The organism is Sphingomonas sp. GW821-FHT03E12 (assembly GCF_059420685.1).
The window spans coordinates 458,985-480,584 of sequence record NZ_JBWKUF010000001.1; the positions used below are offsets into that span (position 1 = coordinate 458,985).

Annotated in this window: 25 protein-coding genes and 1 tRNA gene; 17 read left to right on the forward strand and 9 right to left on the reverse strand. The window is 68.2% G+C overall.

The features are described 5' to 3' along the window. Positions 1-59 precede the first annotated feature (59 nt). Positions 60-449 (forward strand): DUF6491 family protein, encoded by a 390-nt coding sequence (locus AC07TU_RS02120; protein WP_495186266.1) that lies wholly within the window; start codon positions 60-62, stop codon positions 447-449. 4 nt (positions 450-453) lie between these two features. Here AC07TU_RS02120 and dapF read toward each other — a convergent pair whose 3' ends face one another. Next, complete coding sequence (gene dapF / locus AC07TU_RS02125; protein WP_495186267.1) at positions 454-1,395, reverse strand: diaminopimelate epimerase; 942 nt, start codon at positions 1,393-1,395, stop codon at positions 454-456. A gap of 105 nt (positions 1,396-1,500) precedes the next feature. Between dapF and AC07TU_RS02130 the strand changes: the two genes are divergently transcribed. Further along, positions 1,501-3,969 (forward strand): DUF2339 domain-containing protein, encoded by a 2,469-nt coding sequence (locus AC07TU_RS02130; protein WP_495186268.1) that lies wholly within the window; start codon positions 1,501-1,503, stop codon positions 3,967-3,969. Here AC07TU_RS02130 and AC07TU_RS02135 read toward each other — a convergent pair. Beyond that, a complete protein-coding gene (locus AC07TU_RS02135; protein WP_495186269.1) occupies positions 3,954-4,433 on the reverse strand; it encodes a DUF6456 domain-containing protein in 480 nt (159 codons plus the stop codon). The two genes, AC07TU_RS02130 and AC07TU_RS02135, sit on opposite strands and share 16 nt — an antisense overlap. A gap of 90 nt (positions 4,434-4,523) precedes the next feature. Between AC07TU_RS02135 and AC07TU_RS02140 the strand changes: the two genes are divergently transcribed. Together AC07TU_RS02140 and AC07TU_RS02145 are read left to right on the forward strand one after the other, a co-directional pair. Further along, complete coding sequence (locus tag AC07TU_RS02140; RefSeq protein WP_495186270.1) at positions 4,524-5,093, forward strand: helix-turn-helix domain-containing protein; 570 nt, start codon at positions 4,524-4,526, stop codon at positions 5,091-5,093. Positions 5,094-5,172: 79 nt separating this feature from the next. Beyond that, positions 5,173-5,535, forward strand: coding sequence for a hypothetical protein (locus tag AC07TU_RS02145; RefSeq protein WP_495186271.1), 363 nt, complete (start codon positions 5,173-5,175; stop codon positions 5,533-5,535). A gap of 29 nt (positions 5,536-5,564) precedes the next feature. Here AC07TU_RS02145 and AC07TU_RS02150 read toward each other — a convergent pair. Further along, positions 5,565-5,640: transfer RNA gene (locus AC07TU_RS02150), tRNA-Val, on the reverse strand. A 98-nt stretch (positions 5,641-5,738) separates the two neighbouring features. Between AC07TU_RS02150 and AC07TU_RS02155 the strand changes: the two genes are divergently transcribed. The 9 genes from AC07TU_RS02155 to AC07TU_RS02195 all read left to right on the forward strand — a co-directional run bounded on the left by AC07TU_RS02155 (position 5,739) and on the right by AC07TU_RS02195 (position 12,420). Beyond that, entirely contained in the window at positions 5,739-7,064 is a 1,326-nt protein-coding gene (locus AC07TU_RS02155; protein WP_495186272.1) for a glutamate--tRNA ligase, read from the forward strand. A gap of 129 nt (positions 7,065-7,193) precedes the next feature. Then, complete coding sequence (locus AC07TU_RS02160; RefSeq protein ID WP_495186273.1) at positions 7,194-7,868, forward strand: energy transducer TonB; 675 nt, start codon at positions 7,194-7,196, stop codon at positions 7,866-7,868. A gap of 43 nt (positions 7,869-7,911) precedes the next feature. Continuing rightward, the gene (locus AC07TU_RS02165) at positions 7,912-8,268 is read left to right on the forward strand and encodes a hypothetical protein (protein WP_495186274.1); all 357 of its coding nucleotides are present in this window, start codon (positions 7,912-7,914) and stop codon (positions 8,266-8,268) included. After that, a complete protein-coding gene (gene ribD / locus AC07TU_RS02170) occupies positions 8,265-9,239 on the forward strand; it encodes a bifunctional diaminohydroxyphosphoribosylaminopyrimidine deaminase/5-amino-6-(5-phosphoribosylamino)uracil reductase RibD (RefSeq protein ID WP_495186275.1) in 975 nt (324 codons plus the stop codon). The genes AC07TU_RS02165 and ribD overlap by 4 nt, the downstream gene beginning before the upstream one ends. Positions 9,240-9,243: 4 nt before the next feature. After that, a complete protein-coding gene (locus AC07TU_RS02175) occupies positions 9,244-9,867 on the forward strand; it encodes a riboflavin synthase (RefSeq protein WP_495186276.1) in 624 nt (207 codons plus the stop codon). Then, positions 9,812-11,005, forward strand: coding sequence for a 3,4-dihydroxy-2-butanone-4-phosphate synthase (gene ribB, locus AC07TU_RS02180; RefSeq protein ID WP_495186277.1), 1,194 nt, complete (start codon positions 9,812-9,814; stop codon positions 11,003-11,005). The genes AC07TU_RS02175 and ribB overlap by 56 nt, the downstream gene beginning before the upstream one ends. Continuing rightward, the gene (ribH, locus tag AC07TU_RS02185; RefSeq protein WP_495186278.1) at positions 11,005-11,424 is read left to right on the forward strand and encodes a 6,7-dimethyl-8-ribityllumazine synthase; all 420 of its coding nucleotides are present in this window, start codon (positions 11,005-11,007) and stop codon (positions 11,422-11,424) included. Before ribB ends, ribH begins: the two co-directional genes overlap by 1 nt. A gap of 10 nt (positions 11,425-11,434) precedes the next feature. After that, on the forward strand, positions 11,435-11,977 hold the full coding sequence (locus tag AC07TU_RS02190) for a GNAT family N-acetyltransferase (protein ID WP_495186279.1): 543 nt from the start codon (positions 11,435-11,437) through the stop codon (positions 11,975-11,977). Next, entirely contained in the window at positions 11,950-12,420 is a 471-nt protein-coding gene (locus AC07TU_RS02195; RefSeq protein ID WP_495186280.1) for a hypothetical protein, read from the forward strand. The genes AC07TU_RS02190 and AC07TU_RS02195 overlap by 28 nt, the downstream gene beginning before the upstream one ends. 10 nt (positions 12,421-12,430) lie before the next feature. Here AC07TU_RS02195 and AC07TU_RS02200 read toward each other — a convergent pair whose 3' ends face one another. Continuing rightward, entirely contained in the window at positions 12,431-13,510 is a 1,080-nt protein-coding gene (locus tag AC07TU_RS02200) for an alkene reductase (RefSeq protein WP_495186281.1), read from the reverse strand. Positions 13,511-13,567: 57 nt separating this feature from the next. Between AC07TU_RS02200 and AC07TU_RS02205 the strand changes: the two genes are divergently transcribed. Genes AC07TU_RS02205 through AC07TU_RS02220 form a run of 4 tightly spaced genes read left to right on the forward strand, consistent with a single transcriptional unit; the run spans position 13,568 to position 18,421 of the window. Then, positions 13,568-14,503 (forward strand): DMT family transporter, encoded by a 936-nt coding sequence (locus AC07TU_RS02205; RefSeq protein ID WP_495186282.1) that lies wholly within the window; start codon positions 13,568-13,570, stop codon positions 14,501-14,503. Positions 14,504-14,505: 2 nt separating this feature from the next. Continuing rightward, entirely contained in the window at positions 14,506-15,165 is a 660-nt protein-coding gene (locus AC07TU_RS02210; protein ID WP_495186877.1) for a COQ9 family protein, read from the forward strand. Further along, the gene (locus AC07TU_RS02215; RefSeq protein ID WP_495186283.1) at positions 15,162-17,879 is read left to right on the forward strand and encodes an ATP-dependent DNA helicase; all 2,718 of its coding nucleotides are present in this window, start codon (positions 15,162-15,164) and stop codon (positions 17,877-17,879) included. Before AC07TU_RS02210 ends, AC07TU_RS02215 begins: the two co-directional genes overlap by 4 nt. Next, the gene (locus AC07TU_RS02220; protein WP_495186284.1) at positions 17,879-18,421 is read left to right on the forward strand and encodes a SixA phosphatase family protein; all 543 of its coding nucleotides are present in this window, start codon (positions 17,879-17,881) and stop codon (positions 18,419-18,421) included. Before AC07TU_RS02215 ends, AC07TU_RS02220 begins: the two co-directional genes overlap by 1 nt. A 3-nt stretch (positions 18,422-18,424) precedes the next feature. Here the strand turns inward: AC07TU_RS02220 and AC07TU_RS02225 are convergent, their stop codons facing one another. From AC07TU_RS02225 to rpmF, 5 genes are all read right to left on the reverse strand, one after another. After that, the gene (locus AC07TU_RS02225) at positions 18,425-18,775 is read right to left on the reverse strand and encodes a MerR family transcriptional regulator (protein WP_495186285.1); all 351 of its coding nucleotides are present in this window, start codon (positions 18,773-18,775) and stop codon (positions 18,425-18,427) included. A gap of 1 nt (position 18,776) precedes the next feature. Then, complete coding sequence (locus tag AC07TU_RS02230; RefSeq protein ID WP_447727916.1) at positions 18,777-19,076, reverse strand: integration host factor subunit alpha; 300 nt, start codon at positions 19,074-19,076, stop codon at positions 18,777-18,779. 98 nt (positions 19,077-19,174) lie between these two features. Next, entirely contained in the window at positions 19,175-20,155 is a 981-nt protein-coding gene (locus AC07TU_RS02235; RefSeq protein WP_495186286.1) for a beta-ketoacyl-ACP synthase III, read from the reverse strand. Further along, positions 20,152-21,183, reverse strand: coding sequence for a phosphate acyltransferase PlsX (gene plsX, locus AC07TU_RS02240; RefSeq protein ID WP_495186287.1), 1,032 nt, complete (start codon positions 21,181-21,183; stop codon positions 20,152-20,154). Before plsX ends, AC07TU_RS02235 begins: the two co-directional genes overlap by 4 nt. Positions 21,184-21,208: 25 nt before the next feature. Next, the gene (gene rpmF / locus AC07TU_RS02245; protein WP_066572698.1) at positions 21,209-21,388 is read right to left on the reverse strand and encodes a 50S ribosomal protein L32; all 180 of its coding nucleotides are present in this window, start codon (positions 21,386-21,388) and stop codon (positions 21,209-21,211) included. Between the last annotated feature and the right edge of the window lie 212 nt (positions 21,389-21,600).

The window sequence follows — 21,600 nt, forward strand, 5'->3', positions numbered from 1 at the left end:
CCCGCTGACTGCGAGGCACAGGGCCTGTTCAGCCCAGCGCATCTAGGGAGCGCCGCATGATGAACAAGCTGATCTTCGCCGCCCTTGCCGGTGCGGCGCTGTCCGTTCTTCCTGCCGCCGCGCAGGAAGCGCCCGCTACACCCGCCTCTCCTGCGCCCAAGGAAGCACGCATTCCCTTCGCGTCGATGGTCCGCGACTATCGTGTCGAGGATCGCGACGTGATCTATCTGCGCGCGGGCCGCGACTGGTATCGCGGCACCTTCTTCGCGCCGTGTCAGGAACTGCCCTGGGCGTGGAACATCCGCTTCGACAACAGCCCGGGTATCGACGCGATCGACCGGTTCTCGACCGTCATCGCCCGCGGCGAACGCTGCCGGCTCAACTCGCTGGTGAAGATCGACGGCGAGCCCCCTGCCAAGGCGAAGAAGCCCGAAAAGCCGAAGGGGTAAGGCGTCAGCCCCTCAGCGCCGCCCAGGCCGCGACCTCGTCGTCGCGGCGGCGCGTCACGGTCAGTGCGCCCGCTTGCCCGGTCGCCGGATCGACCTCGATCTCGCCGTCCCATTCGAAGGTCGCATTGCCGGCGAGCGTCACCGCATCGCCGCCCGCGGGGCCTTCGGCGCGCGCCTTCACGCGACCGCCGGGATTATGCACGGTGATCCACTGGCCGAACGGGATCCGCCCGGTCAGCCCGGCGACGTGTGTCGCCGCGCCCATCGCGGTGCCGCACGCATTGGTCAGGCCCACGCCGCGCTCATAGGTCTGCACGAACAGTCCGTCATCGCGCAGCTCGACAAAGCTCACATTGGCGCGGTCGGCCAGCAGCGCGGGGCCCGCCTCGCACCAGTCGCCCAGTGCGGTCAGCTCGGCGGCATCCACCTTGTCGACAAAGGTGATGAGGTGCGGGTTGGGCATCGCCACCGCGGTGAAGTTCCGCGCGCTCGGCAGCCCCGGCACCGGCGCCTCGATCACCGGCGCCGCGACGTTGATCCCGGCCGCTTGCGGATCGGTCGATGCCGGCCCCACCGTGGTGCGCACCGTATAGACGCCCGGCGCCAGATCGGCGTCGCGGGCAACCTGGGCGCCGCTGGTCTTCAACGCGACCGTCGCCGCCTCGATCCCCAGCAGCTCGAACCCTGCGCGCGCGGTGCAGCGCAGGCCGTTGAGGCAGGTTTCGGGGATCGACCCGTCGGCGTTGACCACCTTCTGCGCGAATTGCGTGCCGTCTCCGCCTTCGCCCAGCAGCAGCAGCAGCCCGTCCGCGCCGACCGGCCCGCCGCGCTCGCACAGCGTCCGCGCGATCCGCCCCCACTCCGCGTCGCTCAACGTCAACGCACGCGCATCCAGCAGGGCAAAATCATTCCCCGACCCATGACATTTCGTAAAGGCGATCCGCATAGCCACGCATCTAGGCGCATTGCCGCGCCGCGCAACCGCAGATCCGCTTGCAGCAGGGATAGCCGGGGCTGGCGCCGCGGTGTTTCTGCTGCAACAAGGTGTGTGATGACGGAGCTCATCTTCCTCGCCGTCGTGGCGCTCGGCATCGTCGTCCTCGTGCAGCGCCAGCGGCTGCGCGACCTCACTCGCCGGATCGAGCGGGTCGAACGCGGCCAGATGCTCGCCCGTCCCGAGCCCATCCCGCTCACGGCGCAGCCTCCAATACCGGCCCCGCCACCTGTTTCCGCGCTTGCGCCGCAACCCGAACCCGTCCGGCAAGCCCCTCCACCGCCTGCTCCAACCAAAGCTGTCTTGCGCCCGAACCTGGAATCGCTGATCGGCGCGCGGCTTCCGGTCTGGATCGGCGCGATCGCGCTCGTCGCTGCGGGGTTCTTCCTCGTCCGCTACTCCATCGAGATCGGCCTGCTCGGTCCCGGCGTACGCACGATCCTTGCGACGCTCTTCGCCGCCCTGCTGGTCACTGGGAGCGAGGCCGCCCGCCGTCTTCCCGCAACCCGTGACGATCCGCGCATCGCGCAGGCGCTTGCCGGTGCGGGCATCGCCAGCGCCTATGGCACGCTCTACATCGCCGCCGCCCTCTATCATCTGATCGCGCCGCTTCCGGCCTTCGTTCTGATGATCGCCGTCACTGGCCTCGGCCTTGCACTCGCGCTGCGCCATGGCCCACCCACCGCAGTGCTCGCGCTTACCGGCGGTTTCGTCGCGCCGCTGGTAGCAGGCTATGACGCCGCCGGGATTGCCCCGCTGCTCGTCTACCTCGCCTTGTTCACCGCAGCCCTGTTCGGCCTCGCCGTCCATCGCAGATGGGCGTGGCTCGCGCTCGCCGCCACTGCCGCCGCATTCGCCTGGGTCAATTTCCTCCTCTTCGCGCTCGGTGCCGATGACCTGAACATGCCCGCAGCCTTTGTGGTACTGCTGGCCGCCGGGGCCAGCCTCGCCTTGCCGCGCGCCGGCGTCACGGCCGGATGGCTCCGTCTCGCGCCGCTCGTCGCCGGTCTCGTCCAGCTGCTCGCCTTCGCACCCGCGCTCGATTTCTCGGGGCTCGCCTGGGCGCTCTACCTCACGCTTGCCGCCGCGTCGCTGATCCTTGCCTGGCGCGACGCGACCTATCTGCCCGGGGCGCTGGCGGCGCTGGCGCTCACCCTCCTGCTACTCGCGATCGGCCTCAGCGAGTCCACGCCGGGAGCCACGCACGGTGCCGTGATCGCCGCCGCCCCGCTCTTCGCCGCCCCCGGGCTGCTGCTGCTTCCCCGCGCCCGCGCCTGGGCGATCCTCGCGCTCGGCGGCATCGCCGGGCCGTTGCTCCTTGCCAACGCACTCGACGGCAGCCGCCTCGCCGACTGGCAATGGACCGGGCTCGAGCTGCCCGCCGCCGCGCTCGCCGGCTGGGTCAGCTGGCGCCGCCGCAATGCCACGGGCACGCGCGACCCCGGCCTCATCGGTGGCGCCATTCTCGCCGCGATCCTTGCCGGAACCGCGCTCGGCCAGCTCACCGGCGGCGCGTGGATCGCGCTTCCCCTCGCCGGCATCACGCTGGCGCTGGGCTGGTGGGCACACCGCACGGGCGACGCGCAGCTCGGCCTCCTTCCGGCACTGAGTCTTGCCGCCATATTGATTGCCGGGATCGAGCCGCTTGCGAACTATCTGAGCCTGATCGCGGATTCCGCGAACGGCGCGCATCTCCCCTATCGCCGGCTTCCCGCGGCGGCCGACGCCTTCCGCCACCTGCTGCCCGCGCTCGCCGCCGCCGCTCTGCTGCTCCGCGCTGGCCCTGCACAATTCGGCCGTCTCCGGCCCGCCGTCTTCGCCGGGGCGATCGCGATCGGCCTGATGCTGCTCTACCATCTCGCCAAGCTCCCCCTCGCAATCGCCGACGACCCCCGCTTCGTCGCCGCCGCCTTCACTGAGCGCGCGCTGATCACTCAGGCGCTGTTCGCCACCGGCTGGCTCGCCTTTCGCCGCAGCCGACCGCTCGGCCTCGCGCTATTCGGCCTCGGCCTCGTTCGCACCCTCTGGTTCGATCTGCTGCTGCTCAACCCGGTCTTCGTCGCGCAACAGGTGGGCAGCCCCCCGCTGCTCAACGCCGCCCTGATCCACCTCGCGCTCGCCGCCGCGTGGAGCTGGACCTTCGCGCCGGGCCGCCTCTGGCGCTGTCTGGGCATGGGTTTCGCCCTCGCCGCAGTCGCGGCGGCGGTGCGCCAAGTCGCGCAAGGCACCCTGCTCACCGGCCCGGTGACGACCGGAGAGAATTACGGCTATTCCGCAGCTTTCCTGCTGCTCGCCATCGCCTGGCTGGCGCTCGGCATCCGCAGCGGTGCGCGCGATCTGCGCATCGCCGGCCTCACGCTGCTTACCGCGGTGACGTTCAAGGTCTTCCTGATCGACGCCGCTGCGCTCGACGGATTGCTGCGCATCCTGTCCTTCTTCGGCCTCGGCGTCGCACTGATCGGGATCGGCTGGGTCTATAACCGCTTCCTCGCCGCCGCGCCCGAACCGCCTCAGCCCAGCCCGTAGTGATCCGCCACCCGGTCGAGCGCCAGGGTCAACACCAGCCGTCCCGCGCGCGCCGGCCAGGCCAGCGCCTTCTCCGCCACCGGCACGCTCTCGCCCGCGCAGACGACGCGCCACAAGATGTCGGCGAGCCCCGGCCCCGCTGCCGCAATCGCCGCGTCGAACCGACGCTTGGCGGAAATCTGCGCCATCGCCGGGTCGATGCTGCCGTCCGGCGCTCCGTTCCGTTGCGCGCGCGGTGCCGCGTCCCAGCGCATCGTCACGCGCGCGCCCAGCGCGGCCATCTCATAATCGTCGCGCAGCCGCTCACCCGCCTCGAACTGGCGCGCATCGACCAGCCCGCGCGCGCGCAACCAGCCAAGTGGAGATTCGGCCAGGTTCACCGTTACCCGCCGCCCCGCCTTGCGCGCCGGCGCGTTGCGGATCACAAACCCGTCCTCGATCGACCGTTCCGCCAGCTCGCGCATCGCCATCTCCCTCTTCCGCCGAATCGGCCTTGCCATATCGTCATGGTTGTAGGAAAGTGATTTAACCACATAGGTTGTTCTGGAAGCCCCATGATCACTGCCATCCGCGAAGTCCGCCGTGCCAAGGGCCTGACACTCGAAGCGGTGGCACTGCGCTGCGATCCGCCAACCACCGCGCAGACGATCGGCCGGCTCGAGACCGGCACGCGCACCGTCTCGGTCGACTGGCTCAACCGCATCGCCGCCGCGCTCGAAGTCGATGCCGCCGATCTCGTCCGGCTGCCCGACCGGCCCGACATCGCGGTCGCGGCGACGCTCGACGGCGGCGGCGCGCAGGCGCCCCGCCGTTCCGCAACGGTCGCGCCGCCCCATGCCGAACCCGAACTGGTCGCCATTACCGTGTCCGGTGGGATCGGCGATTACCGGACGGGCGACGTCATCTGGTGCCGCCGGCTCACTCCCGCCGCCTTCGCCTCGGCACTCAACCGCGACGTGCTGATCCCGCGCCCCGCCGGCCGCTTCGTCTTCGGCCGGCTGATCGCGCATGAGGGTGAGGGCGGACGCCTCAACATCCTCCCGCTCGGCCCCGGCGCGCGGCAGCAGGTGGTGGCCGATCCGCCCTGGATCGCCTGCGCGGTCCAGCTCATCCGCCAGCTTTAGGCGCCCGCTCCGGCAACGCTTGCGAAGCGTCCGCGAGAGGCGCATGCTCGCCGTGTTCCTTTAGGGGAGGGATGCATCGATGAAACATGGTTTCGCGTTGGCGGCTGCACTGGTCGTGGCGTCGCCTGCATTGGCGGAAGACTGGGATTTCATGCTCACCAACGGCTCGGGCAAGCCGATCAAGACGATTGAGCTGGCCCCCGCCGGAACCACCGATTTCAAGCCGCAGACGGTCGATACCGAAATGCGGCGCGATCCGGTGATCAAGGCGGGCGCGAAGACCACGGTGCGCTTCGACAAGGCGGCAAGCCAGTGCCGCTTCGATCTCAAGGCGACGTTCGAGGACGGCACGACCCAAGTCTGGTCCGGCGCCAATGTCTGTGACAACAGCTACATCACGATCAAACTGGCCAACGGCAAGGCGACGATCAGCGCCAGCTGACAGCGGGGCGACCTGTCCGGGAGGGAAGATGGTGGGCGCTGACGGGCTCGAACCGCCGACCCTCTCGGTGTAAACGAGATGCTCTACCAACTGAGCTAAGCGCCCGGCGCATGGCCGTTGGCGTTCCGATAGGCGGGTTCTTCGCGCAGGTAAACCGGGTGGAGGTGATTTCGCGCGCTCGCGAAATCGGCTAGCGGGCGTCCATGACCGTCGTCACCCGTTTCGCCCCCAGCCCCACCGGCCGCCTGCATGTCGGCAATATCCGCACCGCGCTCCATAACTGGATGTGGGCGCGCAAGCAGGGCGGGCGCTTCCTGCTGCGCATCGACGACACCGACAGCGAACGCTCGCGCGAGGAGCATGTCGTCTCGATCCGCGGCGATCTGGACTGGCTCGGCCTCGTCCCCGACGGCGAGGAACGCCAGTCTGCGCGCTTCGATCTCTATGAACGCCGTTTCGCCGAGCTTGCCGCCGCGGGCCGCGTCTATCCGGCCTATGAGACCCAGCAGGAGCTCGATCTCAAGCGCAAGATCCTGCTCGGCCGCGGTTTGCCGCCGGTCTATGACCGCGCCGCGCTCACACTTGCCGATGCCGATCGCGCCCGCCTCGAAACCGAAGGGGTTCGCCCGCACTGGCGCTTCCGGCTCGATCATTCCGCTCCGATCGAGTGGCACGACCTGATCCGCGGGCCACAGCGCTTCGATCCCGCAACCATGAGCGATCCGGTGGTGCGCCGCGCCGACGGCTCGTGGCTCTATCTCCTCCCCTCGGTGATCGACGATATCGACATGGGCATCACCCATGTCGTGCGTGGAGAGGACCATGTCTCGAACACCGCCGCGCAGCTCCAGATGTTCGACGCGCTCGGCGCCGCGCCACCCGCCTTCGCGCATGAAGCGTTGCTGACCGGATCGGAAGGCAAGCTTTCCAAGCGCCTGGGTTCGCTCGGCGCCGATCATTTCCGCGATGTTGGGATCGAGCCTCAGGCGATCGTCGCGCTGCTCGCCCGGCTCGGCACCAGCGATCCGGTCGAGCCGCAGACCGATCCCGCACCGCTGCTCGCGACGTTCGATTTCGCGCGCTTCGGCCGCGCGCCGGCGCGGTTCGACGAGGCGGAGCTCGCCCAGCTCAACGCCCGCATCCTCCATCAGCTCGACTATGCCGCGGTCGCATCCCGCCTGCCCGCGGGAATGGATGAAGCGGGCTGGGACGCCATCCGCCCCAATCTCTCGACCCTCGCTGAAGCCGCCGACTGGTGGCAGGTGGTTGAAGGCCCGGTCGCGGCGGCGGGCGATCCGGAGGAAGGTGACTTCCTCGCTCACGCCGCGCAGGTCGCCGCCGGGCTCGACTGGTCGCAGGATCCCTGGCACGCGCTCACTGCCGCGCTCAAAGAGGCCACGGGACGCAAAGGCAAGGCGCTGTTCCTCCCGTTGCGCCGCGCACTTACCGGGCGCGATTCCGGGCCGGACATGGCCGCCTTGCTCCCCCTGATCGGCCGCGATCGCGCCATCGCCCGGCTGCGCGGCTAGCCAAGCCGGCTACTCAGGCCAATCGCGCTGGCACGATAGCCATGATACAAAATCTCCTTGATCATCTGATGTTATGATATATCCTTGTATAGACTCGGGCGAAACGGGCCGAGGACAAGGAGAGCAGCCATGTATGCCAATCGGTATCATTCCACCGCGTCACGCCCGGCCGGGGCCGGCGGCGCGCTCCTGATCAGCGGCGCGATGATCCTCGGTCTTTACTATGCCGGACCGAAGATCATTCCGGATGGTTTCGTCGAGCCGCCGGTCATCATCCGGAATATCCCTATCGAAAGGCCGGTCGAGCCGGCACCGAAGCCGGAGGACCCATCCCCACCCGTGGCGTCCCCGCCAATCTATCGCCCTGTCCCGCCGCTGCCGCTCCCACCGACCGGTCCGGAGATCGGGACGACACCGACCGACCCCGGCCCCGCACCGATGGATCCGCCTGGTCCCGTCGGTCCGGTGAATGGCAGCGGTGGAACCGGCACCGTCGCCGATCCGCCGCGCCCGCCGGTGATGGTCGGCCCGTCGGTCGACCCGCGCTTCGCCGATGCGCTCCAGCCGCCCTATCCGCCCAGCGAGATCCGCGCGGGGACCGAGGGCAGCGTCACCGCACGCGTGCTGATCGGCACCGACGGGCGCGTAAAGGCGATCGATATCGTCAAGAGCCCCAGCGACGGCCTGTCGCAGGCGACGCGCAAGCAGGCGCTCGCCCGCTGGCGCTTCAAGCCGGCCACCCGCGACGGCATCGCGGTCGAGGGGTGGAAGACGATGACGCTGCGTTTCCAGATCGTCGAGTAAGCAGGGCTGGTCCCGGCCGCGCGGCGCGCCTATCTTGCGCTCCATGTTCTTTCTTCGGCGCAACAAGCAAGTCTCGTCGGTCGGGCCGCTCCAGGACCTGCGCGAAGTCCTGCGCATCCGCCACCGTTATCAGCTCTGGTTCCTGCTCGCGGCCTTCGCGACCACTGGCCTGATCCTCGCCGGCTTCTATTTCGATTCCTATTTCGAGCGCGCCTACAAGCGTGAGATCGTCTATGTCGAAAGCTGGCCCGCCGACCGCACGCTTGAGCAGATCGTCGCGCAGCAGAAGATCGACGAGGAAGCGCGGCAGAAGCGCGAGGCCGCGGCCAAGGCCAAGGCCGAGAAGAAGCGCCTCGAATACAAGAAGATCGACGACCAATTGAAGTCGCTGGGCCTGTGAGCGACACCCGGTGGATGGGCGCGGCGCTGACACTGGCCTCGCGCGGCCAGCGGGTGACGGCGCCCAATCCCAATGTCGGCTGCGTGCTTGTCCGCGACGGTCACGTCGTCGGCCGCGGCTGGACTCAGGCTGGCGGGCGGCCGCATGCGGAGGCGATGGCGCTGAACGAAGCTGGCCAGATGGCCCGCGGCGCTACCGCCTATGTCACGCTTGAGCCCTGCGCCCATGAATCGCAACGCGGCCCGGCTTGCGCCGATCTGCTGATCCAGGCGGGTATCGCCCGAACCGTCATCGCGATGCGCGATCCTGATCCCCGTACGGATGGCAAGGGGATCACCCGGCTCCGCGACGCCGGAATCGAGGTCGTGACCGGGGTCGGAGAGGCCGAAGCGCGCCGCACCATCGCCGGCTTTCTCACCCGCCGGTTCAAGGGCCGGCCCCATGTCACGCTCAAGCTTGCGACGTCGCTCGACGGCTGCATTGCGCTCGCCAATGGCGAGAGCCGCTGGATCACCGGCCCCGAAGCGCGCGCGCATGCCCATCTCGAACGAGCCCGGCACGAAGCGATCCTGATCGGGCGCGGCACGCTGGAGCGCGACGCTCCCAGGCTCGACGTACGCCTGCCCGGACTCGAACAACGCCAGCCGCGCCGGATCCTCCTTTCCGCACGCACCGCGGACGGGTGGCACATGATCTCGCAGCCATCCGCGATCGCAACGCTGGTTGGCGTGGATCATCTGCTGATCGAAGGCGGCGCGATGACCGCCGCCACCTTCCTGCGCGCGGACATGGTCGATCGCCTGCTGCTCTACCGCGCCCCGGTGCTGCTCGGCGGCAAGCCCGGCATCGCCGATCTCGGCCTCACCGAACTCGGCGGCGCCCATGGCCGCTGGCAGCTCATGGATACGCGCATGCTTGGCAGCGACCGGCTCGAGGTCTACGAGCGCGCCAGCAAACGGGATTCAGAATAGCGGTATGTTCACTGGAATCGTCACCGATATCGGCACCATCGACGCCGTGGAGGATCGCGGCGACCTGCGCGTGCGCATCGCCACAGCTTACGACACCGCCACCGTCGATCTCGGCGCATCAATCGCCTGTTCGGGCGTCTGCCTCACCGTGGTCGACAAATCTGCTGGCGGGGCGCCGGGCTGGTTCGCGGTCGACGTCTCGCACGAGACCGTCTCGCGCACCGCCGCCCAATGGTCGAAGGGCCACCGCCTCAACCTCGAGCGTGCGTTGAAGCTCGGCGAGGAACTCGGCGGCCATATCGTCACCGGCCATGTCGACGGCACCGGCGCCGTGCTCGACATCACCCCCGACGGCGACTCGCAGCGGATCACCTTCTCGGTACCCGCCGCGCTCGCACCGTTCATCGCCGCCAAGGGATCGATCACGATCGACGGCGTCTCGCTGACCGTGAACACCGTGACCGACCAGAGCGACGGCACCGCCCAGTTCACCGTCAACCTCATTCCGCATACCCAGGCCGTCACCACCCTCGGCGCGCTCGCGCAGGGTCAGGCCGTCAACCTCGAGATCGATGTGCTCGCACGCTATCTCCAACGCATGGAGGCCCATCGTGGCCCAGCCCGGTAAGAACCCCGAAATCGCGCGTCTGCGCCACGCCTTCCTCTCCTCGCCCGAAGAGATCATCGACGAGGCGCGCAACGGCCGCATGTTCATCCTCGTCGATGACGAGGATCGCGAGAATGAGGGCGATCTCGTCATTCCCGCCCAGATGGCGACTCCCGACGCGATCAACTTCATGGCCAAGCATGGCCGCGGCCTGATCTGCCTCGCCATGACCAAGGAGCGCACGGACCAGCTCGGCCTGGAGCCGATGGCGCGGCGCAACGGCACGCGCATGGGCACCGCCTTCACCGTCTCGATCGAGGCGAAGGAAGGCGTCACCACCGGCATTTCCGCTGCCGACCGTGCCCGTACCGTCGCGGTCGCGATCGACGCCGGCAACGGCCCTGCCGACCTCGTCTCGCCCGGCCATGTCTTCCCGCTGGTCGCGCGTGAGGGCGGGGTGCTCGTCCGCGCCGGCCATACCGAGGCCGCGGTCGACGTCGCTCGCCTCGCCGGCCTCAATCCCTCGGGCGTGATCTGCGAAGTGATGAAGGACGACGGGACGATGGCCCGGCTCGACGACCTCGTCTCGTTCGCGCAGCTCCACAATCTCAAGATCGGCACGATCCGCGACCTGATCGCCTATCGTCATCGCTACGACCATCTGGTCGAGCGCCGCGCCGAGACCAGCTTCACCAGCCGCTGGGGCGGCGACTGGCGCGTCATCACCTTCTGGAACAAGGCCGCCGGCACCGAGCAGATCGCGCTGCTCAAGGGCCGCGTGAACCCGGACAAGCCCACGCTGGTCCGCATGCACGTCCTCTCGCCCTTCGGCGACCTGTTCGGCGAAGAGGGCGCGCGCGGTAAGCTGCTCGAACGCTCGATGGAGATCATCGGCGAAGAGGGCGCGGGCGTGATCGTGGTGATCAACAAGCCGCGCGCCGATTCCTTCACCATGGCGGTCGAGCGCAAGGCCGGCATCCGCACCGAGGCGGACATGGAGGAGCTGCGCGACTATGGCGTCGGCGCGATGATCCTGACCGAACTCGGCGTCGAGGAAATGATCCTCCTCACCAACACCCACCACACGCTGGTCGGCCTCGACGGCTACGGCCTGTCGATCGTCGGCGAACGCCCGATCGACCTCGGAGGAAACGGCTGATGGCCAAGGTGCTGCTCGTCGAAGCCCGCTTCTACGACCATCTCAACGACATGCTCCTCGCCGGCGCCCGCGCCGCGATCGAGGCGGCCGGGCACAGCCATGAGACGATTACCGTCCCCGGCGCGCTCGAAGTGCCCGGCGCGATCGCGATGGCGGCGGAGACCGGCCGCTACGACGCTTATGTCGCGCTCGGCGTCGTCATCCGCGGCGAGACCTATCATTTCGAGATCGTCTCGAACGAAAGCGCGCGCGGGGTGATGGCGCTGACGATGGACGGCATCCCGATCGGCAACGGCATCCTGACGACCGAGAATGAGGCGCAGGCGATCGCCCGCGCCGATCCGAAGCATCTGAACAAGGGCGGCGGCGCGGCCGAGGCGGCGCTGGCGATGCTCGCGCTCAAGGACAAGCTCGGCTGAGGCGCTGATCGTGAACGGTCCGATCCTCTTCACCGAACGCCTGATCCTCCGCCGTCCTCAGGCATCGGATCTCGACGCCTGGGCGGCCTTCAACGCCGATGCGGAGACCATGCGTTTCCTGGGTGGCCCGATCGCGCGCAGCATGGCGTGGCGTCAGCTGTGCGCGATGTCGGGCGCGTGGGACATTGCCGGCTTCGCGATGTTCTCGGTGATCGAGCGCGCGACCGGCAAATGGGTCGGCCGCCTCGGGCCGTGGCAGCCCGATGGCTGGCCGGGGACCGAAGTGGGCTGGGGCGTTGCGCCTGAATTCGCGGGCAAGGGCTATGCCTATGAAGGCTCGGTCGCGGCGATGGACTATGCCGTCGACATACTCGGCTGGACCACGATCATCCACACGATCAATCCCGACAATCTGAGCTCGATCCGCCTCGCCCAGCGGCTCGGCTCGTACAATATGGGCCCGGCGCAACTGCCCGCGCCCTATCTCGACGAGCGCGTCGATGCCTGGGGCCAGACCGCCGACGAATGGCGGGCGCGGCGCGCAGCGAAGTGACCGATGCCCCGCCCAGCCGCTACAAAGTGGTTGAGCGCGGGCGGCGGCTGATCGTGATCGATACCCGCACGGGCCAGCCCGCGACGCGGGAGGTGAAGCCCGCGCCGCCTCCATCCCACGCAGCGACGCCGGTTTCCGTCGTGGTCGAAAGGGTCACCACCAGCGCGGTCGACGACCGCAGCGGCAATAAGGTCCTCGTCACCTCGCGCCTCTACGACCTCAAGGGCCCGCGCCGCATCGTCATCAACGAAGCGGCAGCCGACCGGATGAACCGCGGCATCGGCGGCATCGTGGTCGGGCTGATCGCCTTTGCGATCCTCGCGACCTTCTTCCCGCTGCTGCTCCTGCTGCCGGTGGCGCTGCTGTTCCAGCCCAAAGCACGCGCGGCCTTCCGCAACTGGATGACCGCGCGGCTGGACGAAGCCGATCAGGCCGCTTCCTGATCCTTAGGGTCTAAGCCCTGAGCGCGGGATAGTCGGTATAGCCTTCCGCACCGCCGCCATACCAGCTCTTCACATCCCAGTCGTTGAGCGGGGCATCCTGCTTCAGCCGCTCGATCAGGTCGGGATTGGCCAGATAGGCCCGACCGAAACTCACCGCGTCCGCGACGCCGCTATCGAGCGCGGCCTGCGCGTCCTCACGGGTGAAATAGTCGGAATTGACGATCAGCGGCCCGTCAAAGACCTTGCGGATCGCCGGGCTCAACCGCGGCACCTCGGTATTGCCATAGCTCCCCTCCGGCCCCGGCTCGCGCAGTTCGAGGAATGCGATGCCGATCTCGTTCAACCGCTTCGCCGCGGGCACGAACAGCGTTTCGGGGTTGCTGTCGTCCACCCCCTGTGATGCGCCATTGGGGGACAGGCGAACCCCGGTGCGTTCGGCGCCCGCCACGGCGACAACCCGCTCTGCGACCTCGTTCAGCAGGCGGATGCGGTTCTCCACGCTGCCGCCATAGCCATCGGTGCGGAAATTGGCGTTGTCGCGCAGGAACTGGTCGATCAGATAGCCGTTCGCGGCATGGATCTGCACCCCGTCGAACCCGGCCTTGAGCGCATTCTCCGCCGCCCGCGCATAATCATCGAGAATGCCGGGAATCTCCTCGATTCCCAATGCCCGCGCCGCTTCATAGGGCTGACGGCCCTCATAGGTATGGACCTTGCCCGGGCTGGTCGTCGCGGAAGACGACACCGGCTGCTCGCCGATCACTGAGCTGTGGACCTGCCGCCCCATATGCCACAGCTGCGCGACGATCCGCCCGCCCGCCTGATGAACCGCCTCGGTCACCGGCTTCCAGCCTTCGACCTGCGCGTCGCTCCACAAGCCGGGCGCAAACGGCCAGCCAAGACCCTGCCGGCTGATCCCGGTGGCTTCGGAGATGATCAGCCCCGCCCCCGCGCGCTGGGCATAATATTCGGCCATCACCGGCCTCGGCACCGCATCGCGCCCGGCGCGGCCGCGCGTCAGCGGCGCCATGAGGATTCGGTTGGGCGCGTGGATCGCGCCGAAGGCAATGGGATCGAACAAGCTCGGCATTGGGAAATTTCCTCCCGATGGGTTGCAATATGCAACAGTTAGGGCGCTAAGGGCGCGATGCACGACTCCGCCACCCCAAGAAAAGCTGCATCGCAGCATAGCGGGAGTGCACTACCCTTCGCCGCGCTGCTGCTGGGCAACATGGCGCTCGCCTTCGGGCCATGGTTCGTTCGCGCCGCCGATGTCGGGCCGGTCGCCGCCGGCTTCTGGCGGCTGGCGCTCGGCATCCCCTTCCTGTTCGCCATCGTGCTGGCGATGGAGGGCAATCCGCTGCGCCATGCCAAGGGAATGGGCCTGACCCTGTTCCTGGCGGGCATCGCCTTCGCCGCCGATCTCGCCGCCTGGCATCTCGGCATCCTGCACACCACGCTCGCCAACGCCACCTTGTTCGGCAATTCCGCGACGCTGATGTTTCCGATCTGGGGCTTCCTCATCGCGCGCGCCTGGCCGACCCGGCAACAGGGGGTCGCGCTCGCGCTCGCCGCCGCGGGCGCCGTTCTGCTGCTTGGCCGTTCGTACAGCCTGTCGCCGCAGAACCTGGTCGGCGACCTCCTCTGTCTGCTCGCGGGCGCGCTCTACACCGTCTACTTCATCCTCATGACCCGCGCGCGCGAAGCGATGACCCCGTTGTCGGCGCTGGCGCTGTCGAGCGCGGTCGGCGCGCTTCCATTGCTGTTGTTCGCGGTTGCGATGGGCGAGCAGATCTGGCCGCAACATTGGGGGGTGCTGGTCGGGCTCGCGCTCGCCAGCCAGGTCTTCGGCCAGGGCCTGCTGATCTATGCGCTGGGTCATTTGTCGCCGCTCATCGTCGGCATCGCCCTGCTCTCGCAGCCGGTCATCGCCGGAACGATCGGCTGGATCGCCTATGACGAACGGCTCGGCGTCCCCGATTTCATCGGCGCGATCCTGGTTGCGATCGCGCTCGTCCTCGTGCGCCGCGGCGCCATACCCCCAGGCCAGGTTGCAACCAGCGAGCAGGAGGCTAAGTCTTGAGCATGGTCGCTGTCCCGGACATGACGCTCGACGAATTGCGCGTTGCACTCGCCCCGTACCTCGCACCCAATGCCGCATTCGACGGCTGGAGCGCGAAGGCGGTCGAGGCTGCCGCCGATACGATCGGTGCGGATCACGACATCGCGCGGCTCGCGATACCCGGCAATGCCGTCGAGATGATCGACCTCTGGTTTGCAGATATCGACCGGCGGATGGCAGAGGCGTTGCCTCCCGAAACCCTCGGCACGATGAAGATCCGCGCCAAGATCACCGCGTTGGTCGAGGCCCGGCTCGACGCGCTCGCGCCGGACCGCGAGGCGCTGCGCCGCGCCGCCGCGATCCTCGCGATGCCGCAGAACGCCGCACGCGCCGCCAGGCTCGGCTGGCGATCGGCCGACACGATGTGGCGCCTCGCGGGCGATACCGCCACCGACTACAACCACTACACCAAACGCGCGATGCTCGCCGGCATCTATGCCGCCACCATCGCCGTGTTCCTGAATGACGAGAGTGAGGGGCAGGCCGAGACCCGGGCCTTCCTCGCCCGCCGGATCGAGAACATCATGCAGTTCGAAATGGCCAAGGCGAAACTCGCTGGCCGCAAGGACCATCGCTTCAGCATGTCGCGCTTCATCGGCCGGCTGCGCTATCACGCGCGGTGAACGCGCTTCCCTATCCTGCCCTTCATGCGAGCCATAGCGGCATATGGGTCGCGACTGCCGACGGCACACGCAGCGTCAGCCGTGGCGAAGCCGTGCGCATGGCCGCCGACACCCCGATGGTGCTGCTTAACGCGCCACTCGCGGCGCAGCGCCTCGGCTATGCCGAATTGTCCGGGCTCGATCTGCTTGAGCTGTTCGCCTTTCTCCGGCCCGCACGCTTCATGGTGCCGACCCCGCGCGGTGCCGCGCGCGCACTCGGCCTGACCGAGCCCGGGGATGATGCGGACGTCGCCGCCTTTCTCCGCGATGCGGCACAGGCGATGCTCGCCATCGCCGACGCCGATTGGCCGGAACGCGAAGGCGCGTGGCACGCCGCCCAGTCGCTCGCTCGGCTACGCTGGAGCTGGGCACCGGCGCTCAACCAGCGGCTGAACCGTCCCGAGAAGCCCGAACGCTGGTTGTTCTCCCGCCTGCCCGAATGGACCGAACAGCCGCCCCGCACCCCGCCGCGCACAGTGATGCTCGAGCCGGACGAAGTCCGCGCGCGCCTTGCGGAGCTGACCGGCAACGGAGCCGAGGCGCGCGAGGGCCAGCGGCTCTATGCCGAGGCCGCCGCCTCCGCCTTCGCGCCGCGTACGATCCGCGATTCGCCCAATCTGGTGCTGGCCGAGGCAGGCACCGGGATCGGCAAGACCCTGGGCTATCTCGCCCCCGCCTCGCTCTGGGCGGCCAAGGCAGACGGGCCGGTGTGGGTTTCGACCTTCACCAAGGCCTTGCAGCGCCAGCTTGGCCATGAGGGCGAGCGGCTGTTCGCCGATCCGGAGGTCCGCAAACGCCGCATTGTCACGCGCAAGGGGCGCGAGAACTATGTCTGCCTGCTCAATCTGGAGGACGCGCTACAGGGCGGGTTCGCGGGCCGCGCGGCGATCCTCGCCCAGCTCGCCGCGCGCTGGGCCGCCTATACCGCCGATGGCGACATGGTCGGCGGCGATCTGCCCGGCTGGCTCCCGGCACTGTTCCGCCGCAACGGCTCCACCGCGCTGACCGACCGGCGCGGCGAGTGCGTCTATGCGGGCTGCCCGCACTACCGCAAATGCTTCATCGAGCGCGCCGCACGAGCCAGCATCGACGCCGAAATCGTCATCGCCAACCACGCACTGGTCATGGTCAACGCCGCCCGCGGCCGTGAGACCGCGACACGCCCAACGCGCTACGTCTTCGACGAAGGGCATCACCTGTTCGACGCAGCAGATGCGATGTTCGGCGTGGCGCTGTCCGGGCAGGAGACGATCGAGCTGCGCCGCTGGATCACAGGGCCCGAAGCCGGTTCGCGCGGCCGCCGCCGCGGGCTTGCCGCGCGGCTGTCCGACGTGGCCAGCTATGACGATGCGGGCGCGCAGGCGATCGCCGAGGCAGTGGATGCCGCACGCGCGCTGCCATCGGACGGCTGGCTGCAACGGCTCGCCGAAGGGCAACCCTTCGGAGCGGTCGAGCACCTCCTCGCCGCGGTGCGTGGCCTCGCCTATGCGCGCGATACCGATGGTTCGGGCGAGGCGGGCTATGGGATCGAGACCGAGCTGGCCGAGCCCGATGCGACGCTGATCGACGCCGCGGGGCCTGCCGCCGCCGCGCTCGAACGGCTGATGCGGCCGATGATCGCACTCGGCCGCCGCCTGGAAGCGGTACTCGACGAAGCACCGGACTGGATGGACGGTCAGGCGCGTGCCCGGATCGAGGGGGCGATCGCATCGCTCGGCTGGCGTGCCGAAACGGTCGCTGCCTGGCTTGCCCTGATCGCGCGGATCGGCGGTCCGGCCACCGAGGATTTTGTCGATTGGCTTGCGGTCGAACGGATCGAGGGGCGTGAAATCGATGTCGGGCTGCACCGCCGCTGGCTCGACCCGTCCAGGCCCTTCGCCGAAACGGTCCTGAAGCCTGCCCATGGCGCGCTCATCACTTCCGCCACCTTGCGGGCAGGCGGCGACTGGGAGGTGGCGGAAGCACGCAGCGGCGCCCAGCATCTGCTGCATCCGCCCATCCTGTTCGAAGCCGCCTCGCCCTTCGACTATGCCACGCGGTCCGAGGTGCTGATCGTCACCGACATCAAGCGCGGCGACACCGCAGCCCTCGCCGGGGCCTATGCGCGACTGATCGTCGCAGCGCAGGGCGGAACACTGGGCCTGTTCACGGCGATCCGCCGGCTGCGCGCGGTCCATGCGCGCATTGCCGACCGGCTCGCACGTGAAGGGTTGCCGCTCTACGCGCAGCATGTCGATCCGATCGATACCGGAACGCTGGTGGATATCTTCCGCGACGATCCGCGCGCCTCGCTGATCGGTACCGATGCGTTGCGCGACGGCGTCGACGTGCCCGGCCAATCGCTCCGGCTGGTGGTGATGGAGGGTGTGCCCTGGCCAAAGCCGAGCGTGCTTCACGCAGCGCGGCGGCTTGCCGGTGGTGGCAGCACCTATGACGATCGCATCGTCCGTGCGCGACTCGCACAGGCCTTCGGGCGTCTGATCCGCCGCGCCGACGATGCCGGCGCCTTCGTGCTGCTGTCCGCCGCAATGCCCTCGCGCCTGCTCGGCGCCTTCCCGCCGGGCACGCCGGTGTCACGGATCACGCTCGATGAGGCGGTGCGGCGCGTCGAACGGCTTTCTTCTGTCGCGCCACTGGGGCAGAAGGCGCCCGCAATCGTCCCTCCGGAGGCCTGATGAAGACGCTGACGTTGCTGCGCCACGCCAAATCGAGCTGGGACGACCCCGTCGCACGTGATTTCGACCGGCCCCTCAACGGCAGGGGACAGCGCGCAGCACTCACCGTCGGCCGCTATTTGCGCAGCGAGGGAATGACCTTCGACCATGTCGTTGCTTCCCCCGCCGTCCGCATCGTCGAGACGGTCGAGCAGCTTGAGGCAGGCTATGGCAGCGATCTCGCCCCCGCCTGGGATCGGCGCGTCTACCTCGCCTCAGCCGGAAGCCTGCTCGATGTCGTGCACGAACTCCCGGCACAGGCACAAACCGCGCTGCTCATCGGGCATAATCCCGGCCTTGAAGATCTGATCCTGACGCTGGTCCCCGATCGCAGCGGCGACACGTTGCGGGACTCGGTCGAGGAGAAGTTTCCGACCGCCGCGCTCGCCGAAATGACCTTCGATGTCGCAGACTGGACGGCGATCCGCGCCGGCAGCGGGACCCTGATCCGCTTCACTCGCCCGCGCGACCTCGATCCCGCGCTCGGCCCCACCGAGGATTGACCGTCAGCCGCCGTCGTCCTTGAGCGCCCGCGCAAGCGCGTCGCGGACATCGGCAAGCGTTTCGCCCGACTGCTTGCGGCCCGTGCCCCGCTCGCCCGCCAGCAGTCTCTGGACGCCGCGGATCGTATAGCCCTGCTTGCCCAGCAGCTCATCGATCCGGCGGACCAACGCCACATCTTCCGGGCGATAGTAGCGCCGGCCGCCGGCCCGCTGGAGCGGCCGGAGTTGCGCGAAACGCGTCTCCCAGTAGCGCAGGATGTGCTGGGGACGGCCGATTTCCTGGGCAAGTTCGCCGATCGTCCGGAAGGCGCCTGGCTTCTTGTCCAACGCGCCCTTTTCCGGCCCGGTGGTCATCTCATCCCCCGTTGACGATCCGGTCGCGCAGCATCTGGCTGGCACGGAAGGTCAGCACACGACGCGGCGCGATCGGCACCTCGACCCCGGTCTTCGGGTTACGGCCGATCCGTTCGCCCTTGTCGCGGAGGATGAAGCTGCCAAAGCCCGAAATCTTCACATTCTCGCCCTCGGCAAGGGCCTCGCACATGTGGCGGAGGATCTGTTCGACGAGCCGCGAAGCGTCCGCGCGCGACAGACCGACTTCGCGATGCAGCGCATCGGCAAGATCGGCTCTCGTCAGCGTCGCAGCGGTGGCCATCGCAAACTCTCCAACCCGGGCATTGTCACTGTAACACACGGATATCATGGCGCAACCGCCGTTACGCTATCGTGACAAGCAGCGTACGGGGCGCTGTGTCAGAAACGGACGACCGATGCGCCCCAGGTAAAACCGCCGCCCATGGCCTCAAGCACCAGCAGATCGCCGCGCTTGATGCGCCCGTCACGGACCGCTGCGTCGAGAGCAAGCGGCACCGATGCGGCCGACGTATTGGCGTGCTGATCGACGGTGACGATCACCTTTTCCGGCGCGAGACCAAGCTTCTTCGCGGTGGCGTCCAGGATGCGGGCATTCGCCTGATGGGGTACCACCCAATCGACGTCACTAGCCTCAAGCCCCGCCGCTGCGAGGCTTTCGCCCATCACACTGGCAAGATTGACCACCGCGTGGCGGAACACTTCCTTGCCCTTCATCCGCAGCTTGCCGACCGTACCGGTGGTGGAGGGACCGCCATCGACATAAAGGAGCTGGTTGTGCCGCCCGTCCGCATGCAGCTTGGTCGCGAGCACGCCTCGACCGCCCGCAGCTTCGCTCGCTTGCGCCTCGAGCACGATCGCGCCCGCACCATCGCCGAACAGCACGCAGGTCGCGCGGTCTTCCCAGTCGAGGATGCGGCTGAACGTCTCCGCACCGATGACGAGCGCCTTTTCGGCGCTGCCCGCGCGGATCATGCTCTCCGCGACCTGCAGCGCGTAGAGGAAACCCGAGCAGACGGCCGCGACATCGAACGCGACGCAGTCATTGATGCCGAGCGCCGCCTGCACCTTGGTCGCGCTGGCGGGGAAGGTCTGGTCGGGCGTCGCGGTGGCGAGAACGATCAGATCGACTGCCGATGCCTCGATACCAGCGGCCGCCAGCGCCGCCCTGGCCGCGTCGGTTGCCAGCGTGGACGTGGTCTCGCCCTCGGCAGCAATGTGCCGGAAACGGATACCGGTCCGTTCGACGATCCACTCGTCGCTCGTGTCCACCTGTTCCGCGAGCTCGGCGTTCGAGACCCGGCGCGGCGGAAGGGCCGATCCGGTTCCGGTAATCACGGCGCGACGCACCAATTCAGTCATGCAGCTTGGGCCTCGAAATTACCCAGATCCTCAGCGATCCGCCGTGTGAGATCGTCACGCACCATCTTGGCCGCAACCCCGATCGCGGTATCGACGCCCAATTCGTTGGCGCTGCCATGGCTCTTCACGACGATGCCGTTGAGACCAAGGAACACTGCGCCATTGTGATTATTGGGATCGAGGTGATGGCGCAGCAGCTCGGTCGCCGGCCGCGAGATCAGGAAACCGATCTTGGAACGGGTCGAGCTCGAAAAGGCACGACGAAGCAGATCGGCGACGAAGCGCGCGGTGCCTTCGACCGTCTTGAGCGCAATATTGCCGGCAAATCCGTCGCACACGATCACGTCGACATTGCCGCGCGACAGGGCGTTGCCCTCGATGAAGCCGGTGAAGCTCAAGGGCAGGTGAGTCGCGGCGCGCAACTGCTGCGCGGCATCACGGATGATGTCGGTGCCCTTGAGTTCCTCGGTGCCGATGTTGAGTAGCGCGACACGCGGCGCCTTGAGGTCCAGGACGGTGCGGGCATAGGCGGCGCCCATCACCGCGAACTGGACGAGATTACGGCTGTCGACCTCGGTGTTCGCGCCAAGGTCCAGCATCACGACGTCATTGTCGCCGAGCGTCGGCATGCGCGCGGCGAGCGCGGGTCGGTCGATTCCCGGCATGGTCCGCAGGGCAAGCTTCGACATCGCCATCAGCGCGCCGGTATTGCCCGACGACACGGCAGCCGCGGCCTCGCCCTTCTTCACCAGATCGATGGCGACACCCATCGACGTCACCTTGGCCCGGCGAATCGCCTGGCTGGGCTTTTCTTCGGCAGTGACGATTTCCGGCGCGTGGACGATCTCCGACGCGGCGGTAAGATTGGGGTGCGACTTCAGGCCCTCGCGAATCGCGGCCTCGTCGCCCACCAACAGGAAGCGCATCCCCTCGAACCGGTACCGCGCGCGCGCGACTCCGGCGAGCATGACCGCCAGCCCTTCGTCGCCGCCCATTGCATCGACGGCGATTCGTTCGCTGGAGGTCATGTGGTCAGGCCCCCTTTAAATCGTGTCAGCCCTCGACCGACACGATCTCGCGGCCGTTATAGTGGCCGCAGGCACCGCACAGCACGTGCGGGCGCTTCAGTTCGCCACAGTTCGGGCATTCCTGGAACGCCTCGACCTTCAGCGCGTCGTGCGACCGGCGCATGCCACGGCGGCTCGGCGAAACTTTTCTCTTGGGGACGGCCATTTCGGCAACCTTCTTGGATCGTGTCGTCTAAAAACTGGATCGCGATTAGGCCTGCAGCGGAGAACGGGCAAGCGCGGCAGAAGCCGGCACTCGCCGGACCGCCGGTCAGGCCTGTCACGAAGCGAGCGAGCGCCTATACCGATTTTCGTCCAAGTTGCAAGGCGGCGCGCGGCGTGGCAGCGAAGAGCGGTCAAAAGGGGAACCAAGAACCA

Excerpts from the sequence above, each read along its gene's own strand:
- ribB (WP_495186277.1), top strand. The coding sequence starts at position 9,812 with ATGTGCTCGCACGCTATCTCCAACGCATGGAGGCCCATCGTGGCCCAG.
- AC07TU_RS02210 (WP_495186877.1), top strand. The coding sequence starts at position 14,506 with ATGGTCGCTGTCCCGGACATGACGCTCGACGAATTGCGCGTTGCACTC.
- AC07TU_RS02140 (WP_495186270.1), top strand. The coding sequence starts at position 4,524 with ATGATCACTGCCATCCGCGAAGTCCGCCGTGCCAAGGGCCTGACACTC.
- AC07TU_RS02195 (WP_495186280.1), top strand. The coding sequence starts at position 11,950 with ATGGCGGGCGCGGCGCGCAGCGAAGTGACCGATGCCCCGCCCAGCCGC.
- AC07TU_RS02235 (WP_495186286.1), bottom strand. The coding sequence starts at position 20,155 with ATGACTGAATTGGTGCGTCGCGCCGTGATTACCGGAACCGGATCGGCC.
- AC07TU_RS02175 (WP_495186276.1), top strand. The coding sequence starts at position 9,244 with ATGTTCACTGGAATCGTCACCGATATCGGCACCATCGACGCCGTGGAG.
- AC07TU_RS02200 (WP_495186281.1), bottom strand. The coding sequence starts at position 13,510 with ATGCCGAGCTTGTTCGATCCCATTGCCTTCGGCGCGATCCACGCGCCC.
- AC07TU_RS02225 (WP_495186285.1), bottom strand. The coding sequence starts at position 18,775 with ATGACCACCGGGCCGGAAAAGGGCGCGTTGGACAAGAAGCCAGGCGCC.
- AC07TU_RS02120 (WP_495186266.1), top strand. The coding sequence starts at position 60 with ATGAACAAGCTGATCTTCGCCGCCCTTGCCGGTGCGGCGCTGTCCGTT.
- AC07TU_RS02130 (WP_495186268.1), top strand. The coding sequence starts at position 1,501 with ATGACGGAGCTCATCTTCCTCGCCGTCGTGGCGCTCGGCATCGTCGTC.
- AC07TU_RS02220 (WP_495186284.1), top strand. The coding sequence starts at position 17,879 with ATGAAGACGCTGACGTTGCTGCGCCACGCCAAATCGAGCTGGGACGAC.
- AC07TU_RS02135 (WP_495186269.1), bottom strand. The coding sequence starts at position 4,433 with ATGCGCGAGCTGGCGGAACGGTCGATCGAGGACGGGTTTGTGATCCGC.
- plsX (WP_495186287.1), bottom strand. The coding sequence starts at position 21,183 with ATGACCTCCAGCGAACGAATCGCCGTCGATGCAATGGGCGGCGACGAA.
- AC07TU_RS02165 (WP_495186274.1), top strand. The coding sequence starts at position 7,912 with ATGTTCTTTCTTCGGCGCAACAAGCAAGTCTCGTCGGTCGGGCCGCTC.
- AC07TU_RS02160 (WP_495186273.1), top strand. The coding sequence starts at position 7,194 with ATGTATGCCAATCGGTATCATTCCACCGCGTCACGCCCGGCCGGGGCC.
- rpmF (WP_066572698.1), bottom strand. The coding sequence starts at position 21,388 with ATGGCCGTCCCCAAGAGAAAAGTTTCGCCGAGCCGCCGTGGCATGCGC.
- ribH (WP_495186278.1), top strand. The coding sequence starts at position 11,005 with ATGGCCAAGGTGCTGCTCGTCGAAGCCCGCTTCTACGACCATCTCAAC.
- AC07TU_RS02155 (WP_495186272.1), top strand. The coding sequence starts at position 5,739 with ATGACCGTCGTCACCCGTTTCGCCCCCAGCCCCACCGGCCGCCTGCAT.
- AC07TU_RS02230 (WP_447727916.1), bottom strand. The coding sequence starts at position 19,076 with ATGGCCACCGCTGCGACGCTGACGAGAGCCGATCTTGCCGATGCGCTG.
- dapF (WP_495186267.1), bottom strand. The coding sequence starts at position 1,395 with ATGCGGATCGCCTTTACGAAATGTCATGGGTCGGGGAATGATTTTGCC.
- AC07TU_RS02205 (WP_495186282.1), top strand. The coding sequence starts at position 13,568 with ATGCACGACTCCGCCACCCCAAGAAAAGCTGCATCGCAGCATAGCGGG.
- AC07TU_RS02145 (WP_495186271.1), top strand. The coding sequence starts at position 5,173 with ATGAAACATGGTTTCGCGTTGGCGGCTGCACTGGTCGTGGCGTCGCCT.